24 protein-coding genes and 1 tRNA gene are annotated in these 17918 nt (G+C 62.1%); 9 read left to right on the top strand and 16 right to left on the bottom strand.

Annotated features, from left to right (window positions below; all coding sequences use genetic code 11):
• Positions 1-153 precede the first annotated feature (153 nt).
• Both AC0L2C_RS11655 and AC0L2C_RS11650 read right to left on the bottom strand, forming a co-directional pair.
• Entirely contained in the window at positions 154-702 is a 549-nt protein-coding gene (locus tag AC0L2C_RS11655) for a terminase large subunit domain-containing protein (protein ID WP_287052791.1), read from the bottom strand.
• Between the two features lie 79 nt (positions 703-781).
• Complete coding sequence (locus AC0L2C_RS11650; protein ID WP_288142180.1) at positions 782-1186, bottom strand: hypothetical protein; 405 nt, start codon at positions 1184-1186, stop codon at positions 782-784.
• A 359-nt stretch (positions 1187-1545) separates the two neighbouring features.
• Here AC0L2C_RS11650 and AC0L2C_RS11645 point away from each other — a divergent pair, with 359 nt between their 5' ends.
• Complete coding sequence (locus tag AC0L2C_RS11645) at positions 1546-1851, top strand: hypothetical protein (protein WP_023803842.1); 306 nt, start codon at positions 1546-1548, stop codon at positions 1849-1851.
• Positions 1852-1902: 51 nt separating this feature from the next.
• Here AC0L2C_RS11645 and AC0L2C_RS11640 read toward each other — a convergent pair whose 3' ends face one another.
• On the bottom strand, positions 1903-2337 hold the full coding sequence (locus AC0L2C_RS11640) for a DoxX family protein (protein WP_473523408.1): 435 nt from the start codon (positions 2335-2337) through the stop codon (positions 1903-1905).
• 268 nt (positions 2338-2605) lie between these two features.
• The gene (locus tag AC0L2C_RS11635; RefSeq protein ID WP_128247680.1) at positions 2606-3352 is read right to left on the bottom strand and encodes a tryptophan 2,3-dioxygenase family protein; all 747 of its coding nucleotides are present in this window, start codon (positions 3350-3352) and stop codon (positions 2606-2608) included.
• Positions 3353-3506: 154 nt separating this feature from the next.
• Between AC0L2C_RS11635 and AC0L2C_RS11630 the strand changes: the two genes are divergently transcribed.
• A complete protein-coding gene (locus AC0L2C_RS11630; RefSeq protein ID WP_473523407.1) occupies positions 3507-3992 on the top strand; it encodes an Lrp/AsnC family transcriptional regulator in 486 nt (161 codons plus the stop codon).
• A 397-nt stretch (positions 3993-4389) separates the two neighbouring features.
• On the opposite strand, the gene AC0L2C_RS11625 is transcribed toward AC0L2C_RS11630, so the two are convergent.
• Positions 4390-4776, bottom strand: coding sequence for an ester cyclase (locus AC0L2C_RS11625; RefSeq protein WP_473523486.1), 387 nt, complete (start codon positions 4774-4776; stop codon positions 4390-4392).
• Between the two features lie 115 nt (positions 4777-4891).
• On the opposite strand from AC0L2C_RS11625, the gene AC0L2C_RS11620 reads away from it, so the two are divergent.
• The 3 genes from AC0L2C_RS11620 to AC0L2C_RS11610 all read left to right on the top strand — a co-directional run bounded on the left by AC0L2C_RS11620 (position 4892) and on the right by AC0L2C_RS11610 (position 5753).
• Positions 4892-4965, top strand: a tRNA-Gln gene (locus tag AC0L2C_RS11620).
• 112 nt (positions 4966-5077) lie between these two features.
• Positions 5078-5260, top strand: coding sequence for a DUF3606 domain-containing protein (locus tag AC0L2C_RS11615; RefSeq protein WP_027155385.1), 183 nt, complete (start codon positions 5078-5080; stop codon positions 5258-5260).
• Between the two features lie 163 nt (positions 5261-5423).
• Positions 5424-5753 carry a GYD domain-containing protein gene (locus AC0L2C_RS11610; protein ID WP_027155386.1) on the top strand — a complete coding sequence of 110 codons (330 nt, stop codon included), beginning with the start codon at positions 5424-5426 and terminating at the stop codon, positions 5751-5753.
• A 69-nt stretch (positions 5754-5822) separates the two neighbouring features.
• Here the strand turns inward: AC0L2C_RS11610 and AC0L2C_RS11605 are convergent, their stop codons facing one another.
• The 3 genes from AC0L2C_RS11605 to AC0L2C_RS11595 form a co-directional block, all read right to left on the bottom strand.
• Entirely contained in the window at positions 5823-7970 is a 2148-nt protein-coding gene (locus AC0L2C_RS11605) for an EAL domain-containing protein (protein WP_473523406.1), read from the bottom strand.
• Between the two features lie 162 nt (positions 7971-8132).
• Complete coding sequence (locus tag AC0L2C_RS11600; protein WP_128174983.1) at positions 8133-8732, bottom strand: YdeI/OmpD-associated family protein; 600 nt, start codon at positions 8730-8732, stop codon at positions 8133-8135.
• 228 nt (positions 8733-8960) lie between these two features.
• Positions 8961-9863: a S1C family serine protease gene (locus AC0L2C_RS11595; RefSeq protein WP_128174981.1), complete on the bottom strand. Its 903-nt coding sequence runs from the start codon at positions 9861-9863 to the stop codon at positions 8961-8963.
• A gap of 226 nt (positions 9864-10089) precedes the next feature.
• Here AC0L2C_RS11595 and yghU point away from each other — a divergent pair, with 226 nt between their 5' ends.
• Positions 10090-10956 (top strand): glutathione-dependent disulfide-bond oxidoreductase, encoded by an 867-nt coding sequence (gene yghU, locus AC0L2C_RS11590; RefSeq protein ID WP_128170520.1) that lies wholly within the window; start codon positions 10090-10092, stop codon positions 10954-10956.
• A gap of 708 nt (positions 10957-11664) precedes the next feature.
• Here the strand turns inward: yghU and minE are convergent.
• The 4 genes from minE to AC0L2C_RS11570 form a co-directional block, all read right to left on the bottom strand.
• Positions 11665-11937, bottom strand: coding sequence for a cell division topological specificity factor MinE (gene minE / locus AC0L2C_RS11585; protein ID WP_023803855.1), 273 nt, complete (start codon positions 11935-11937; stop codon positions 11665-11667).
• The gene (minD, locus tag AC0L2C_RS11580; protein WP_023803856.1) at positions 11934-12749 is read right to left on the bottom strand and encodes a septum site-determining protein MinD; all 816 of its coding nucleotides are present in this window, start codon (positions 12747-12749) and stop codon (positions 11934-11936) included. The genes minE and minD overlap by 4 nt, the downstream gene beginning before the upstream one ends.
• Positions 12750-12854: 105 nt before the next feature.
• On the bottom strand, positions 12855-13637 hold the full coding sequence (gene minC / locus AC0L2C_RS11575; RefSeq protein WP_023803857.1) for a septum site-determining protein MinC: 783 nt from the start codon (positions 13635-13637) through the stop codon (positions 12855-12857).
• Between the two features lie 165 nt (positions 13638-13802).
• The gene (locus AC0L2C_RS11570; RefSeq protein ID WP_023803858.1) at positions 13803-14240 is read right to left on the bottom strand and encodes a hypothetical protein; all 438 of its coding nucleotides are present in this window, start codon (positions 14238-14240) and stop codon (positions 13803-13805) included.
• A 276-nt stretch (positions 14241-14516) separates the two neighbouring features.
• Between AC0L2C_RS11570 and AC0L2C_RS11565 the strand changes: the two genes are divergently transcribed.
• Positions 14517-15230, top strand: a complete 714-nt coding sequence (locus tag AC0L2C_RS11565) for an SOS response-associated peptidase (protein WP_128175135.1) — start codon at positions 14517-14519, stop codon at positions 15228-15230.
• Here the strand turns inward: AC0L2C_RS11565 and AC0L2C_RS11560 are convergent.
• Entirely contained in the window at positions 15227-15442 is a 216-nt protein-coding gene (locus tag AC0L2C_RS11560) for a hypothetical protein (RefSeq protein WP_473523405.1), read from the bottom strand. The genes AC0L2C_RS11565 and AC0L2C_RS11560 overlap by 4 nt on opposite strands.
• Positions 15443-15490: 48 nt before the next feature.
• Entirely contained in the window at positions 15491-15751 is a 261-nt protein-coding gene (locus AC0L2C_RS11555) for a hypothetical protein (protein ID WP_091598970.1), read from the bottom strand.
• 139 nt (positions 15752-15890) lie between these two features.
• Here AC0L2C_RS11555 and AC0L2C_RS11550 point away from each other — a divergent pair, with 139 nt between their 5' ends.
• On the top strand, positions 15891-16058 hold the full coding sequence (locus tag AC0L2C_RS11550; protein WP_287240931.1) for a hypothetical protein: 168 nt from the start codon (positions 15891-15893) through the stop codon (positions 16056-16058).
• 278 nt (positions 16059-16336) lie between these two features.
• Here the strand turns inward: AC0L2C_RS11550 and AC0L2C_RS11545 are convergent, their stop codons facing one another.
• A complete protein-coding gene (locus AC0L2C_RS11545; RefSeq protein ID WP_287240930.1) occupies positions 16337-16552 on the bottom strand; it encodes a BBE domain-containing protein in 216 nt (71 codons plus the stop codon).
• A gap of 180 nt (positions 16553-16732) precedes the next feature.
• On the opposite strand from AC0L2C_RS11545, the gene AC0L2C_RS11540 reads away from it, so the two are divergent.
• Entirely contained in the window at positions 16733-16993 is a 261-nt protein-coding gene (locus AC0L2C_RS11540) for a DUF4242 domain-containing protein (RefSeq protein ID WP_128247672.1), read from the top strand.
• Between the two features lie 486 nt (positions 16994-17479).
• Here the strand turns inward: AC0L2C_RS11540 and AC0L2C_RS11535 are convergent, their stop codons facing one another.
• Positions 17480-17845 (bottom strand): hypothetical protein, encoded by a 366-nt coding sequence (locus AC0L2C_RS11535; protein WP_128247671.1) that lies wholly within the window; start codon positions 17843-17845, stop codon positions 17480-17482.
• Between the last annotated feature and the right edge of the window lie 73 nt (positions 17846-17918).

The raw sequence follows: 17918 nt of genomic DNA, 5'->3' as shown, positions 1-17918 counted from the left end.
CTCCGGCAAGCCCGAGGACAGGCTCCGCGAGGTCGGATGAGAGGTGTTAAAGCTTGGCAAAAACCGCACTCCGTCCAGCACCCCTCTTCCGTCTCGGCGCTGCGCGCCGATCCACCTTCGCCCACAAGGGGAGAAGGCAAGGCCGCCGCCCCCTCACCCCATCCCCTCCACCTCTTCCGCCGACAGAAACAACAGCACCACTTCCGACATGCCGAGCAACGGCGTGAAGGTGACTATGGTGATGCCGCCTGTGGCGTTGGTGCGGGTCAGGCCTTCGGAATAGATGTCGAGCGGTGGTTCCTCGTCGAACCAGACGCCGTGCAGCGTTTCGCCCTGCCACTTTTCGCGGCCCTTCTCAAAACTCTTGAACGACAGCACCGATTCATCGGCCTGCACATCACCGCCGCCGCCATGGCGCACGACGACGCTGTCCAGCCCATGCGGCGCGCCGCGCCCCATGATGGTGCTGACAATGGCGTCGGCCGGGATCATGCCGGTGCCCCACGCCGCCGGCTGCTGCGGCGGGCCGATCAAAATGCGCTGCGGGTTGTCGCGCGTGCCCTCGGCGGTGACGCCCGCCGCCCACAGCCGCACGGCCGTGTCAAAAACCTTGCCTTGCCACCACTCGGGATAGCGGCCGGTGAGATGCATCGCCCATTCGGCGCCGCCGGCCCTTGTCTTGCCGAGCTGGTTGCCGGCCATGAACAGGCGTTCTCGGTTGGCAGCACCGGCCGCATGGAACTCGGCCTGTCGCGGGTAAGGCCGGTAGGCGGCAAGCTGGTTAGTGCGCCGCCTCCGGTCCAATTCCCTGAGCAGGCTCAGATACTCGGTCTTCGCTGTCGCGGTCCGGCTTTGCGAGTCCTGCGACGCCAGACTTTTCGAGAAACGGCCGCAGGACGGCTTCGAGGCCGCGGATGCGCTGCCTGATTTCGTCATCGCTCAGTGCTTCCAGACTGTTGATGTTGAGATGCAGATCCTTGGGCAGCACCGACAGCACGATCTTCAGATACTGATCGGGCTTTTCGGTGCGAACCTCGGCGATGACGCCGGCGCCATGCGCCCGGAAATCGGCGCGGATGGCGTCCAGAAAACCATCGGCCAGCGTTTTTTTCGCTCGCTTCGGCCGGCCGGACGGCTTGGGTTCGGCCACATCAGCCGGTTCGTCGTCGAAAGGTTTCTCGGCCATGGCCTACCGCGATGCTGGTGATTGGCGAAAGCCGGGGTGACATCCGATCTCCCCCCAAGTGGGGGAGATGCCAAATTTTGGCAAAGAGAGGGCAGGAAAGAGGGGGGGCGCTGTCCCGCCGACATTTGATATCGGCAACACAGGCACAAACGTTCGAGAAGGCTTGATATAAAAAAACCCGCCTCGGTGGGCGGGTCGTTGGCGCAAATCAGCACCATGACTATATTCCTAGCATAGCTGCCGTCACAAAGCAAGCGAAATCTCGCGGGCCGGCCTAAAATTCGGCCGCCCGCCGCGCTATGGTGCAGGGATCGGAACCGGTGTTCGCGCGTTTGCAATTTGCCAATGGGAGCAAAGCCATGAATGTCGCCAATCTGCAACTCGAGGGCCTGCTGATGGCCGTCGCATCGATCAATCAGGTCCTTGTCCGCAAGGGCGTACTGACGGTCGAAGAGATAGACATCGCCTTGCGCAAGGCCGAAGCCAGCGAGACCAGCGAGGAGCGCTCCGAAGGCATGTCGGCCTCGAGCCGCGATGCCGTCAACTTCCCGATCCGGCTGCTGGAGCTGGCGAACCAGTGTCAGCCGGAGGCGGACATGCCGTCCTTCTCCAAGCTGGCGCGCATGGTCGGCCAGATGAAGGAACCCTACAACGACCAGATGTGACGTCGCGATCGCCTCGCCGTATCGGAAGGCCGCTTGCCAGCCGAGTTACGATCACCTGGCCAGTGCAGCCTTCCAGGACAGCACACGGCCCGGCCCATGCACGGCGGCAAACAGCAGCCCGGCCAGGAAGGTAAAATGATCGACGAAAAAGCCGAACTCGGCCTGGTTTCCGGCCCAGTGCGACGGCCCGTGGAAGGCAAAGGCGAGGAACAGCACATAGGCGCCGGCGACAAGAGCGGCCTGCGAGAACAAGGCGCCGGTCAGGAAGCACAGGACGAGGACGACTTCGAGCACGGCCGCGCACCAGGCCAGAAACAGCGGGAACGGAAATCCGGCGGCGGCGATGTAGCCCGCGGTGGCGCCCATGTCGATGAATTTGAAGGTCACCGCCATGAGGAAGACGGCTGCGAAGATCAAGCGGCCAGTCAGGATTGCCGCGGTCTGCCACGGCGGTTGAGCCGGTGATTGGGTGGTTTCCGATGACATGCCGTCCTCCAGGGTTGCGATTTCGCCCCAAGGACGTTGCACCAGCCGCAAACCCGACATCATCCCCCGAGAATACTGGCTGAGACAGCGCAAGCAGCCAGGCCGCTGCAGGACTGGGTTCCTCGCCCCCACCAAAGTGGGGGAGAGGTGGCGCGGCGAAGCCGCGACGGAGAGGGGGACAGCGCCTGCAAAGAAAAGGCCCCTCTCCGGCCGCTTCGCGGCCACCTCTCCCCCCGCTTCGCGCGGGGCGAGGAACCCAAGCCTGGATCTACTCGGCCGCGTGGTGGCTGATCGGTGCCCGTACAGTTCCATACTGGCCGCTCCAGCGGTCGGTCATGTCGCAGCGTATGTCCCACAGCTCCGGGAAGAAGCGATGCAGGGCGCCGGCCTGCAGCAGTTCGACCGGTCGGCCTTTGAGCGATTTCGAGCCGAGCCCGATCGAGCGGTGGATGAGGTAGAGATGATTGGCGCGGAATTTCTGGAACAGCTCGTCGAATTCCATCAGCGCCTCGGCGACGACATAGCTGTCGCCGTGGTCATAGCTGACATCGTAGACATCCTCGACCGAGAGCCCGCGACCATCGAGATAGGACGCCTTGAACGCCCGCCACAGGTCCGGCGGCATGCGCAGCAAGAGCTTGAAGCCCGGCGATTCCTGGCCGCTGCCGTTGCCGAGCTGCAGCCGAATCTCCTGGTATTCCTTGGGCGACATGGTTTCGAGCAGGTCGAGCTGCGCCGTCATCAGGCGCATCAGCCGATGCACCCGCCCCATCAGCGCGACGATGCGATGGGTGTTCTGCTGCTCGAGGAAGTCGACGACATCGACCAGCGTGTAGGCGATGAGCTTCATCCACAGCTCCTCGACCTGGTGGACGATCTGGAACTGCAGCTCGTCGGCATTGACCATCTCGGCCAGCGGCTTCTGGCAGGCGAGTAGTTTGTCGCAGCTGAGGTAGACGCCATAGTCGCGCATCTCGGGCGCTTCGATACGGGCGTAATAATCCGGCTTGTGCATGGCAGCTGCTCCTTTGCCCGGCCCATAGGGCTCCCTGTTCGGTCCGAGCCCGCAGTTTAGTCGCTTTTCACTTGAACATTGTTCCTTGTGTTATCCAAATGCCAGAAAATGGAGGACGAATGTTCATCTATTGCGAATGTTTCGAGAACGTGTGATGCTGGATGCGGTCGACTGGAAGATCGTCGCGGCGCTGGAACGCGATGCGCGCACCTCCTTCGCAGTGCTCGCCGACGAGGTTGGTTTAAGCAAGACGCCGTGCTGGAAGCGGGTCAAGGCGCTGGAGGACGCCGGCATCATCCGCGGCTACTCGACGCGGGTCGACCCGGCCAAGCTCGGCTTCGGCATCGAAGCCTTCATCCAGGTGTCGATCGATTTCGAGCCCTCCGAAGCCTTCGAGGCTGCCGTCCAGGCGCATCCGCTTATCCGGCGCTGCCACGCCACCACAGGCGAGGCCGACTATCTCCTGCAGATCGTGACCGTCGACATGATGGCGCTGGACAGGATGCTGCGCGTCGAGCTCAGCCGCCTGCCCGGCGTGCGCCGCACGATCACCTCGATGGCGATGCGTGAGATCAAGGATGACATTTCTTTCGCCAATGCCGTGGGGCATGCGCAGCAGAGCGCTAAATCCGAGGCTTAAGAGACTGTTTCGAAATTCGCTCTGGCGAGTCATATGGTGGTGGTTTCGAGAACCGGCGCGCAGCGGACGTTTTGGTCCGTGAGCACCGGAAGCGCAGAAAACGCCATCAGATGGCCGCCAGAGTAGAGTTTCCAAACAGTCTCTAAGGCGTGTAGCCCAGCGCGACCAGCACGGACAGCCCTGCAGCCAGGCCAATTGCGATAACAATGCCGAAATGCCGTTCGAGGAATTTGCGCCCCTGCCAGTCGTATCGCATTTCTAAAAACTCCGCCGCGTAATCTGGGGCAGCGTGTTCAGGCGTCAAGGCCGGGTCCTTGACAGGCGGTAGACAGGCAGCTGCCATTGTTCATATCGTGGTTCATATCGGAACGTGGAACGACGGCCGAGCATTCCTGCGCTAAAGCTGGGCTTCGATGGCAGCCTTGTCTATGACAGACCATACTTCTACAATCTTTTTGTCCCCAAATTCATAGATAACATTCTCGGAAAAGGAAACTCTCCTCCCATTTACAGGGAGGCCGAGGAAGCTTTCTTTCGGCGTGCAGTCGAACCCGAGCCGGCTCGCTATGTAGGGCGGATCGGAAATCAGCATCTGGACGTTGAAATAAAGGTCCGGAATTTCAGCAAAGTCTCGCTCCAACATTTTGCGATAGCCTGATAGACCGAGCCGCCGGCCGTTGTGGATCACCTCATCATCAACGAACTGCCCCAGCTTCGGCCAGTCCTGCTTGTTCAGGCAGGCAATGTAGTCTCGGTAGAAGTCGGAGAGGTCGGTTCTGGTCACGGCGATTGCTCCCGTCTCTAGAAGGCCCGGCTGAAAGCTCATGCTCAAGCCGATGATGACATGAAGCAGCTTCATGCGCGGATGAGAAAGTGCTAGACAGCGTCACTTCCTCTATTCCCGCTTCGTCTAATGGTAGGACAGCGCCCTTTGAAGGCGTGAATCGTGGTTCGAGCCCATGAGCGGGAACCAGCATCGCCCCGCCGGGCAACCGGTCAGACCGGCGTGCCTCCTTTCCCAAACTGGCAAGGATGGTCGGGCCGATCAAGCAACCCTATAACCACCAGATATGACGGAGGACGACATGGCCGACGACAAATCCAGGAGCAAGCAGGACCGCAAACCGGCCGCCGGCGAGGAGCCTTACGACGTAGCGGCGTTTGCGAAAAAATATGGCATACCGCCGAGCGAGGCGGCGACCATCATCAAGCGGTACGGGCCTTCGAGAAAGAAGCTCGACGCGCATATGGCGAGCCGCAACGCCTGATCCGCATCGGCGGCGCCTGCAGGATAGGTGTTGCGATTATATTAGCCTGAGCGCATATTTTGTCAGCCGGTGAACAAACCAAGCCGGTCAGGCTCGGCGCCAGCCCCTCCCTCGATCCCCTCGACGCCGAGCCGCTGGGGATCGGCGGCCCTGGAGGCGAACCATGCCCATGTATCTCTCACGATTCAGCTATACGCCCGAGACCTGGGCGCGCCTGATCGAAAACCCCGAGGATAGACGCGAGGCAGCCCGCACCTACATCGAATCGGTAGGCGGAAAGCTGCACGGGTTCTGGTACGGCTTCGGAGAGCACGATGGCTGGAACCTGTGGGAAGCGCCCGACAACGTTTCGATGGCATCGGTCATGCTTGCCATTGGTGCGGGAGGAGCGCTCAGTTCGTACGAGACCACCGTTCTCCTGAGCGTCGAAGAGACGATGCAAGCGCTTGGCAAGGCGAAGTCGGTCCGCTATCGCCCGCCGGGAAAGTCCTGACCAGTCGCGCATCACGGCGCCGGACCGGTTTCGCGGACTTTTCGCCCGGCTAGCCCGGAGAGATCCGGGCTAGGCTCGCCGTCCGGCTGGTGCCGGCGCGCTCGCCCGTGTCTTGCGCGCCCGTGCCACGCTCGCTTGTGTCGCGCTCGCCCGGGTCGCGCACGCCCGCGCCACGATCGCTTGCAGCGGCTCCGGCCGGTGCAGCAGAAATCCCTGGCCGAAGTCAATGCCCATATCCGCGAGGATGTCGAGCGCATCCTGCGCTTCGATCTTCTCCGCCACCACGGAGCAGCCGAGGCTCCTGGCGATGCCGGATATCGCCGAGACGATTTCGCGGTCGAAGCGGCTATCGGCAATATGCTCGATGAACGCACCGTCGATCTTGATCGTGTCGACGGGAAAGCGCCGGAGATATTCGAACGAGCTCATGCCCGCCCCGAAATCGTCGAGGCTGACGCGGCAGCGCCGCTCGCGCGCCTTGCCGACGAACTGCTCGGCAGCTGCGAAATTGGTGACCGCGGCGGTTTCGGTGATCTCGAAGCCGATGCCGGAATGCGGCGCCCCGGTCTCGGCGATGACGGCGTCGACGAAATCCCAAAGCTGCGGGTCGCTCAGCGTCTGCGCCGACAGGTTGAAGCCGAGCGTGAGCGCCCCTGACTTCAGCGCCGGACCATGAAGCGACAGCGCCGTCCTGATGATCCAGCGGTCGAGCCGCGAGGCGACGCCGAACCGCTCCGCCGCCGGGATGAACTCGCCCGGCGGGATCAGCCGCCCGTTGCGCCCGGCGAGCCGCGCCAGGACCTCGACATGGCGGCTTTCTTGCCAGGGTTTTCCGAGCTGGTGGATTTCCTGGCCGAACAGTTTCAGCCTTCCGTCCGCCATGGCGTCGACGGTGTCGGCCGCCAGCCGCGCCGCATTGAGCCCGCTGGAACCGGACGTCGTCTCGGGCGAGAACACCGCGAAGCGATTGCGCCCGGCAGCCTTGGCCGCATAGCAGGCGTCGTCGGCGCAGGCGAGCGCGTCGGCCACTGCGGTATTCGCATCGGCGACAAAGGCGATGCCGATGCTGGCCGCGAGCTTGCGCGACGCCGCCGTCGAGCCGAGGTCGGCATCGCGAACCGCCGCGAGTACGGCGCCGGCGAGACGCTCGGCTTGCGCTGCGTCGCAATCAGGCACCAGCAGCGCGAACTCGTCGCCGCCGAGGCGCGCGGCGTGCACCGACGGCGGCAGACAGCCCAGAATGCGCTCGGCGACGCTCTTCAGGGCAAGGTCGCCGGCGGCGTGGCCGGCGAAGTCGTTCAGTGCCTTGAAGTAGTCGAGATCGACGTAGAACACCGCGAGCCGGCGCGCCGTTGCGATGTGCTCGGCCAGCAGCCGGTCGAAAGCGGCGCGGTTCAAAAGGCCGGTCAGCGCGTCATGGCGGGCCGCATGGGCAAGCTCCTGCTCGCGTTGCTTCGCCTCGGTGATGTCGCGCACCGTGCCCAGGATCTGGCCCGATGACTGGGCGTCGGCGAACCGTATCAGCGATTCGAGATGTCGGATTTCGCCGTCCCGCTTGATGATGCGGTATTGCACGGCGACGACCTTTTGGGTTTGCAGCGGCGCCAAATGGGCCCGCTCGGCGTCGGCCCGGTCGTCCGGATGCAGATAGCTGTGCCAGAGGTCTTGCGACACTTCGTCGGTGTCGGCGACAAGCCCGTAGATGTCCCGCGTCCGCTTGTCCCAGTAGCTTTTGCGTGCGGCGAGATCGTGGTGCCAGATGCCGGTGCCGCTGGCCGCCAATGCCAGGCGAAAGCGGACGTTGACCTGTTCAAGCTCTGCTTCCGCTTGCTTCTGCTTGGTGATGTCAGTTTGGACGCCCATCAGTCTGACCGGCCGGCCTTCGGCGTCGCGTTCGACCACTCCGCCGCGATCGAGAACCCATACCCAGTGACCGGATTTGTGCTTCAGCCTGAGCTCGGTCTCGATCGAATCGGTCAGGCCGGCAATGTGGCGTTCGCCGCTGGCCACCGCCCGCTCGCGATCGTCGGGATGCGTCAGCTGCAACCAGAGATCGCTTGTCTCCGCAAGCTCACCCTCGCCATAGCCGAGCATCTGCAACCACATCGCCGAGTAAAAACAGTCGCCGCTCGCGAGATCCCAGTCCCAGACGCCAAGATGCGCGCGTTCGAGCGCCAGTTCCCAGAACTCCCCGTCGCGATTTTTCTTTTCGGCCATGCTCTGGACGTCGCCCGCCTCGTCGCCGCCATTGTGTGGCAAAAGCAAAGAAGAAACCGTTACTGCGCAGCGGCCGGGGTGGACGGCCAATTTCTCTCACCCTGACACCCACGAGGCGGGAATTTTGCGGCAAGCGCAGCCACAGCCGGGTCGGCGCCAGCCTCACTTCTTCCCTTGCGGGTAGATCGCCTCACCGCGCTTCAGCATCTCGACGAAGGCGGCGATCTTCTTCTCGCGGCCAGCCTCGGTCTTCATGTTGTGGATGCGGAAGGCGAGCGCGAAGCGGTTCTGCGCGCTGAGCCCTGCCAGCATCGCCTTGGCCTTGGGCTCGGCGTCTATTGCGGCCTGCAGATCCGCGGGGATTTTCATGTTCTTGCCGCTTGCATAGGCGCGCCCCCAGCGCCCGTCGGTCTTCGCCGCATCGACCTGTTTGAGCCCATGCTCGGTCATCCGGCCCGCCTCGATCAACCGGGCGACGTTGTCGACGTTGATCTGGCTCCACATGCTCTTCCTGCCGCGCGGTGTGTAGCGCTGCAAATAGCTCTTGTTGTCGAGCCCCTTGCGCACGGCATCGATCCAGCCCCAGCACAGCACGACGTCGATGGCCTCCTTGGGCGTGATCGAAGGCAGTCCCGAACCGACCTTGTGGATCTTGATCCAGATTTCTGTCTCGGTGCCGTGATGCTTGCCGAGCCAGGTGTAGAAGCTCTCGGCATCGCTGAATTCGCGCACCTTGGCGGGGTCGACCTCGACCGGCGCCATCAGCGGGTCTGCCTTTCTGTGGTCGTCATCGGTTCTCCTTTGTCGCTGCTTGGCTCCGATCGAATGGAGCAACAGTGGCCTTGTTGCAAGGCCGGCGCGAAGCATTGCTTCGCGCCGCCCATGGCGGTCCTTCAAATCGTGATGTAATAACCTGCGGCCTTCCGGCTCGGCGCTGCGCGCCGATCCACCTTCTCCCACAAGGCCCACAAGGGGGGAAGGAAAGGAGCTTCACTGCAGCTGCGGTTTCTTGAGAAAGCTGTTGCGGTCGGCCGACTTGACGCGCAGCCAGGTTTCGCGGCCGTCGCGCACAACACGCAACGGGATTTCGGCGCCCGCCGGGTTCTGCCACAACTTGCGGTAGAAATCGGCGAGCCCGTCGACTTCGCCGTCGCGCACATCCGAGATGATGTCACCCTGGCGCAGGCCGGCTTCGGCGGCCGGGCTGCCTTCGGCGACGCTCATCACCACGACCTCGCCATTGCTTTCGGCGGAGAAGGCGCCGAGCCATGGGCGCGGTGGCTTGGCAACCTGGCCGCGTGTCAGCAGATCGTCGAGGATGGGCGGCAGCAGGTCGATCGGCACCACCATGTTGATATCGGCGATCTCGCCGGCGCGGCTCATCTGCAGGCGCAGCGAACCGATGCCGAGCAGCCTGCCGTCCTGCCCGATGAGGGCCGCACCTCCCCATGACGGATGAGCCGGCGCGGTGAAGATCGCCTCGTCCAGCAGATATTCCCAATAGCCGGCGAATTCCTGCTTGGTGACGATGTACGCGCTGACCGCCTGGCCGATGCCGTCGGCGAGCACCACCGGGTCGCCGGCCATCGCCCTGGCCGCGTCGCCGAAAGCCACCGCGGGCAGGCCGAGCGGGGCCAGCGCCTGCACCAGGCCGAAGCCCGTTTCCTGGTCGTAGGCGAGCGCGTGCGCGGGAATCACGCGCCCGCTGTGGTCGGTCAGCCAGACTTCTTCCGCCTCGGTGATCAGATAGCCGATGGTGAGCACCAGGCCGTTGTCGCGAATGACCACGCCGCTGCCTTCCCGGCTGGTGCCTAGCGCATTCGCGGTGAAGGCATCATCCGGGATCGAAGCGCGCACCGTCACGATGGACCGCAAAATCGTATCGATGGTCATGCTCTCAATCCTGGCCATATTCACGACGACCGTTCAGAGGGCCGGCATCTTCTATAGCTATGGCGCATATGACGAGGCGCAAGGGCCGGATGCAATCGCGCAGGCTTGCGCTGCCGACATCGACAATAGTTCAACACAAGTTGAACTTCCGTCAGCCCGCACTACCTGTATCTATGCAAGCTGATCCTCCCCAAGACCCTCTCCGCTCACATCAAAGGCCTCCGAAATGAACCAATACACACCGCCGAAAGTATGGACCTGGAACAAGGAGAATGGCGGCGCCTTCGCCAGCATCAACCGGCCGATCGCCGGCCCGACGCATGACAAGCAGTTGCCGGTCGGCAAGCATCCGCTGCAGCTTTACTCGCAGGCGACACCAAACGGCGTGAAGGTGACGATCATGCTGGAGGAACTGTTGGCGCGCGGCCACAAAGGCGCCGAATATGACGCCTGGCTGATCAGGATCAATGACGGCGACCAGTTCGGCAGCGGCTTCGTCGAGGTCAATCCCAACTCCAAGATCCCGGCGCTGATGGACCGCAGCGGGCCAAACCCGATCCGCGTCTTCGAATCCGGCTCGATCCTGCTGCATCTGGCCGAGAAATTCGGCGAGTTTCTGCCGACCGAGCAGCCGGCGCGCGCAGAAACCCTGTCGTGGCTGTTCTGGCAGATGGGCTCGGCGCCCTATCTCGGCGGCGGCTTCGGCCATTTCTACGCCTACGCACCGGAAAAATTCGAATATGCCATCGACCGCTTCGCCATGGAGGTGAAGCGCCAGATGGACGTGCTCGACCGGCGGCTGGCTGAAAGCGAATATCTCGGCGGCGACGCCTACACGATTGCCGACATCGCCGTGTGGCCCTGGTATGGCGGGCTGGCCAAGGGCCGCATGTACAACGACGCCGGCGCGTTCCTGTCGGTGCAGGAATACAAGCACGTGCAGCGCTGGGCCGACGCGATCGACGCACGGCCGGCGGTGCAGCGCGGCCGCATGGTCAACCGCGCCTTCGGCGAGCCGGCGATGCAATTGCACGAGCGCCACGACGCCAGCGACTTCGACACCAAAACGCAGGACAGACTGGCGGCGGAGTGAGCAGAGCGACGGAGCTGGAGCGGATGACGCGCTGCGCAGTATCGGGCATATGCACCCGGAGATATATACTGGTTGACTAAAGTAACGGAACGTCCAAGGCACATTCCCAGAACCGAACATGTCCGCTTTCAAGCGGTTTAGACCATACTGTCTATCTGATGAACATCATGGTCTAGGCATGTTTATATTTGTGGTGGCCGACCTGAATCTCGAAACCGCATGCAGTCTCGACGGTCCAGTACTCGCGGGTCGCGGTCACTGTGTGTCTTTCGTTCGGCCCTATAGATCAGCCGGACGACGGACAAAAAATATCCAAGCTGCAGAACGATCAAGGTGAGGACCGTCCAGCCGAGCGCCTTCCAGATTGAACCCGTTGCCAAAAAAGTCGAGAGCGCCGCGACGAATGCCGCGGCGGTCATCCCCACCAGGAACTGTGGAAAATTCATCGCTCTTCAAGGCCGCCCCGGAGCTTCTAACAGCCGCGACGACCACCCTTGCCCATTTACCCCGGACCAACGTTTTCACCCTTTTGTTGGTTGCGCAAGTGGCAAATGGATGGGAAGCGTGCGCATGGTTGATGCAGAGGCGAGCGGCCCCGAAGCTGCCAATCTCCCCCCCTTGAGGGGGAGATGCCAAGTGGGGGCAAAGAGGACAGGCCAGAGGGGTGCGCTGTCCCGCCGGCGTCAAAAACTACTACAGGCGCAACGCTCAGGCCGACATGGCCAGCGGCCTTGCGCTCTTGTTGGGGATCTGAATGTCGATCTCCAGCGTCGACATCGTCTCGCCGCGATCCATGGAGACCTGCAGATAATCCTGGTCGATCTGCACGTGCCTGGCGATCACGGCCATGATCTCCTCGCGCAGTACCGAGACGAGATCGGGCTGGCTGCGGTTGCGGCGCTCATATGCGAGCAGCACCTGCAGCCGCTCGCGCGCCACCGGCGCGCTGCCGCGCCGCTTGAAGAGGTCTAACAGGCTCATGCTGCCCTCCTTCCAAAAAGCCGATCGAGAAAGCCCTTGCGCTCGAACGGCACGACGACCGGCAGGTCCTCGCCCTCGAGCCGTTTGGCCGCCTCGATATAGGCGCGGGCGGCGGAGTTGGTCGGATCGCTGAGTGTCACCGGCGACCCGAGGTTGGAGGCCTTGAGCACGTCCTGGCTCTCGGGAATGATGCCCAGCAGCGGCGTCGACAGGATTTCCAGCACGTCGTCGATCGAGAGCATTTCGCCGCGCGCCGCGCGCGCCGCATCGTACCGCGTCACCAGCACATGCTTGGCGATCTGCTCGCCCCGCTCGGCCTTGACGGTCCTGGCGTCGAGCAGGCCGATGATGCGATCGGAATCGCGCACCGAGCTGACTTCCGGATTGGTGACGATGACCGCCTCGTCGGCAAAGCGCATGGCAAGCTGCGCGCCGCGCTCGATGCCGGCCGGGCTGTCGCAGAAGACGTAGTCGAACACCGAGCTCAGCTTTTCGATCACCTCGCCGACGCCCTCCTCGGTCAACGCATCCTTGTCGCGCGTCTGCGAGGCCGGCAGCAGGAACAGTGTCTCGACCCGCTTGTCGCGGATCAGCGCCTGCGACAGCTTGGCCGTTCCCTGGATGACGTTGACCAGGTCGAACACCACCCGCCGCTCGGCGCCCATGATCAGGTCGAGATTCCTCAAACCCACGTCGAAGTCGACCAGCGCCACCCTCTTGCCGGTTCTCGCGACGGCGGCGCCAAGGGCGGCCGTCGAGGTCGTCTTGCCGACGCCCCCCTTGCCCGAGGTGACCACCACAACTTTGCCCATCTATGCCTCCTTATTGTTGTTTGTATTGTTAAGCGTTTGATTTATGCGATGCGCTTAAGTCTTTGTTTTAATTCTAAAACTGCTGCATACTTTCGGGCGACTGCATTAGCTGAACGGCGCGATGCGCAGCGTGTCTTTTTCCAGAAACGCCTGCACCGCTTTTCCACGCAAGGCCGGCTCCATCTCCTCTGCGGTGCAATACCAGCCGTCGACCGACAGCAGTTCGGCCTCGTTTTTGCGGCAGAAGATGCGCGCCGCCGAATGGCCGAGCACACCGGCCGACGCCCGCCCGCGCAACGTGCCGTAGACGTGGATCGAGCCGGCAGCGACGATCTCGGAACCGGAGGCGACCGAGCCCAGCACGATGACATCGCCATGCGCGTGGAAGATCGACTGGCCCGAGCGAATCGGCGTCTTGACCATCAGCGTGGCCGGCGCGTCCGGCAGCCTGTCTTCTGGTTGCCTGTCTTCTGACTGCTTGCCCGGTTCCGCCCTGCCTTCTTCCGCCCTGCCCGCCTCTTCCGGCCCGCCGGCAGCCTTTTGGTCGGCCTGCATGAGCAGCCCGGCTGTGGCCTCTTTGGCGCCGATCAGCAAAGGCGGCAGACTGGGCTCAAGCACCGTGTTGCCTTCGAGCTCGATGGCATAGATGCGGATGCCGCGCAGGCCAAGCTCGGCAACCAGCGCTTCGATCTGGCTGACCGCGGGCTTCAACGTGTTGAGGTTGAGCACCACCGGGCGGCCGGCAAAATAGCCGGGAGAATTGCCGATCCAGCGGTCGAGGCTTTCCAGCCACTCCGAAAGCGGCGTCTCCGGGGTGAGCGTGAAGGCGACGAAGGAGCGGGCGCGAAAGCGAATGGATTTGGTCTCGACGGGGGCGGCGAAGGTCACGGACAGCGATTCCTTACTGATAGGTAAACGCTAGCCAGCCATGGTTAACGAAAGGTTAACGGAGGGCTGTTTGCGGCGTCCGGAAAGCTGTTACTGACAGGCTCGGCGTGTCAGCAGCCGCAGACAACGCTGGAAATCGCCGGCCCCTCCTCGACACCTTGCTGGCTAAGTGCCCTTCGCTGCGTCCTCGATCAGTTCCGCCAGCAAGCTAGAGAACCGCTCGTCAGCCCTATCCCCGATGTTTCCCACTTCTCTTGCCACCATCCCCGGCGAAGAGACCGACACTTGTCCACTCAGCTGGACGTTGACCGTGAACGTTCTTCCGACCACCTCCTTTTCCGTTCCCCGCTTCCTGTAGATTCTGAACCGAATAGATGGTGTTGATGCTTTGGCTTGGCGGCGTGGCGCGGTGTCCATCTCGACGGCCACCTCGCCTGCTACGTCAGCCCTGGCCGTTTCCAGCGACGCAACCACGACGTCGTTTAGCCAGGCCCTTGCTTGCGCGCCGAAGTCCACCCCCTCGGCCTTCTCATTGCCGACCTTCTCCTCTTGCTCACGGCGAGCTTCCTTGCCGCGGTCAAGGGCATCTTTGAACTTGGACATGGTGGTTTGCCTCCAATTGTGAGCGCATGAGACCAGCTGTCACATCGCCATGCTCCTCCTAATGGGTAGAACGCGCGCGAGCGGTGTGCGTTGCGTAGGCGGAGCCCGCGGTTCGCCGTGCTGCGCGCGGCGGTATCCTTCTGCCGCGGTCGATCGCCGGGATGGCGGCGGTGATCGTGGCGCTGTGGGCTGGGGTAGCGTGTCAGCAGCCGGCCGGAGAGCGCTGGAAATTACCTGCCCTTTCCCGCAAGATGCCTGAACATCCCTGGGCTCGACATGTGCAACCTCTACAACATCACCACCAGCCAGGAGGCGATCCGCCAGTGGACCCGCGCCTTGCGCGACAGTCTCGGCAATCTCGAGCCCTCCATCGACATCTACCCCAACCAGCCCGGCCCGGTAGTTCGCAACGCGCCGGACGGTGAGCGGGAACTGGCCAACCTGCTGTGGGGCATGCCGACGCCGGTCGAGCGCGTGAAGGGCAAGGCCGACTACGGCACCACCAACATCCGCAACCCGCAATACGGCCACTGGCAGCAATATCTCGGCGTCGAGAACCGCTGCGTGGTGCCGCTGACCAGTTTTGCCGAACCGAGCCCAACGCCGGGCGACAAGGACCCGGATACCGGTATCCAGAAAAACCACTGGTTCGCGCTGAACGAGGCGCGGCCGCTGTTCTTCTTCGCCGGCCTGTGGACGCCCTGGCAAGGCGTGCGCAAGGTCAAGGATGGCCCCGGCGAGTTCGAGCTCTACGGTTTTCTGACCACCAGGCCCAACGCCCTGATCGCGCCGATCCACGAGAAGGCGATGCCCGTGATCCTGACCACGCAGGAGGAAACCGAGACCTGGCTGACCGCACCGTGGTCGCAGGCCAGGCACCTGCAGCGCACGGCACCCGACGACGCGCTGGTGATCGTCGACAAGCCGGCGACACAGATAAAATTTCCGCCGCAGGCCCCACAGGCGCCGGTACAGGGTTCGCTGTTCTAAAGCTTGAATTTTTGCAGCACCCAGATGTAGCCCTTCGGCGGATGGTCCTGGTCGACGAACTGGGTCTTCACCGTCGTGTCCGTTCGGTTGCACCGCTTGCATCTGAATCGGATGGTCTCCAGCGGCTTGTTCCAGCCCACCACCTTGGCCACGTCGTTGGCCCGAAAACGCCCGACATGGTAGCAGTGGCCGCACTCGACGATCAGCAGCATGTTGGCTTCGCGGCACGTCCAACGCTGTCCATCGGCCCGGCCATGGCCTCATTTCCGAGTCAAATAGCCCTCGGGAAGCGGAAGCAGGCCAAGATCCGGCATCCGGAAATCGGGCTCCTTCTCCGCTACGCTGGCCATCACCTCATGCAATTTTTCGACAAGCCCGCAAAGCTGCCAAAACAGCTCGCCATGCGCCTTCAGATGCAGTTGCGACGAAAGCACCGTCCTGCGCAGGCTGAGAGCGTCGCTGATGATCGCCTCGGCATGCCTCGCCGACAGCCTGTCAAACCGGCTTTTTCGTCTGCCCATCGCGGCTCTCCCCAGTTTGTGAGCAACCGCCCCACCACTGACAAATAAGCATTCCTCGCCAAGTCAATTCACACTTGACATTTTTGTTCCCGTTTTGTTCAATTTAAACAGAAACTGTCGGAGGCATCGTCACCACATCGTGACGCTGGACAGACGCCAGGAGGCCGCTCTTCAGGCGATCGCCCAAAAGTTCATCGCCCAGCACAAGGGCGACGCGGTGAAGGCGCTCAAGGAGATGATCGTGCTCAATGGGCACCTGCAGGAGCGGCTTGACGCCGTGGAGGGACGGCGCCGGGCGACGCGGTAAGCGCTTAGAGATGACGGTAGCAGGACGCGTGTTCAATCGTGCCGTTCGAAGGTCGGCTTAGCGCCTATCTTGGTCATTCGAAGCAATTTCGCTGTTACTCGAAAGCGGACATCGGGAGCGCGAAGCTATTGGTCCTGGTTGCGCCAATTCCGGCCATTCGGCGGGCTTCTCCATTGCCGACATTCGCTCAACCGCAGGATTCGACCCGATCCAGTCATTCCCGACGACATCAGAACGTCGGGACTGAGAAGCCAAACCTACCTTTCGTCCTCCGCCAATCATTCAATGCCCCTGTCCGCGATCTCTACCGGTATTTTGGAACGCGGTCGTTGACCCGGCCTGATGTTCTGGTTGACGTGGAGGAAGTTGGTCGGGTCGTATTTGCCCTTCAAGGAGACCAGACGGTCGTAGTTACTGCCATAGATGGCCCTATTATAGAGGTTTCGGGCTTCGTCGCATTCGGAGCTCTCTCGCTCAATAACCGGGCCGCGCATCTCGTGGCAAGAGTTTCGGCTGCTGCAATCTGCGTTATTGCCCCCTCAGAGGCAAAAAGTTCGGTAGAAAAAAGAACTAATGCACTTCATGATTGAAGAACATTTCCGGCCTTTTAAGAAGACAAATTAGTCTGACGTGGGATATCGTTTGGACTATCAATTCGTGTTGGAGATTGAATTATGCCCCTGTTTCTAATCGAGCGAAATTTCGCGGAGCAACTGGAATTCACACGGGAGGGTGTCGAAGGCGTGACCCTGATCAACGACGAAATGGGCGTGCACTGGCTTTATTCCTTCCTCAGCGCGGACAAGAGAAAGACCTACTGCCTTTATGAGGCCGACAGCGCGGAACTGATCCGCGAGGCAGCGCGGCGGGCAAATGTTCCAGCCGACGCGGTCGTGGAGGTCAGCGAGTTTCATCCGGAAGTATTCGCGGCGTGATGTCCGTATCCGCTGAGCCAGGGCTACCCTGGCGAAGCCGGATTCGGAAACAACCCCTCGCGAATGCGACAATGGGATCGCCACAAGGACTTGACGGGATCAAGCGACAACGGTCGCGGTGACCCCAATTAATTAGATGAGGCGCTCTACGGTCGGTAGCCGTGCTTGACATTTCCATTTCATCACTCGCCACTTCGGATGGGTTCCTTGCCACCGTGCGATTGATTGCTGCGCTGTGACCATGCACATGACGGGGCCGACCGGTTCGTAAGCCACTATCACGCGCTCATTTCGGCATTGCGTCGGGGCAGCGATAAGACAAATGGACATCAAGAGCTGCATAACGGTTCCTCTGCACAAATTATCCTTGCGTGGATCAAAGATGCCGCGCCGGGTCCCATCCGCCGCATTTTTGGTTCTGGATTTCTGCCAAGGAAAGGGCGAGAGTTGCGCTGCGTCGGTTGCCATTCACGCCGTTGTCGAAAATTACTCAGCTATGGCATGCGTGCTGGCGTTACCGAATTCTTCCACGGCGCGTTCCGCTTTGGCGAGGAAGAGTTTGTTACCCACACGTGAGATTTCGAGCCTCAGGCTCGGCTCGTCCAATTCGCCGGGCACGGAGATCGTGAGCGACTGGCCTTCAGCGAGGGTTGCCATGAAGCGCACGGGCAAGCCAGCCTCGCCATCCGCGATTGTTGTGACGACCCGATAACCGTCACCTTCACTGGTGTAATAGACGACGCCATGAAAGCCGCCGAGGTCGAGGCTTTCGCCTGCCATGACTGAAAGTTCGCCGGCATGCAGGGGAGTCGTCGTCAGGCAAAATGCCACAAGACCGATATACCTGCGCATCGTTTTTGCTCCGTTTTGGATTGTCCGCCCTAAGCTGATCCTTAGGGGCATGATGCGCCGATCGAGCGAGCAA

This window comes from Mesorhizobium sp. WSM4845 (assembly GCF_055811455.1).
This window is presented reverse-complemented; position numbering and strand designations above follow the sequence as displayed.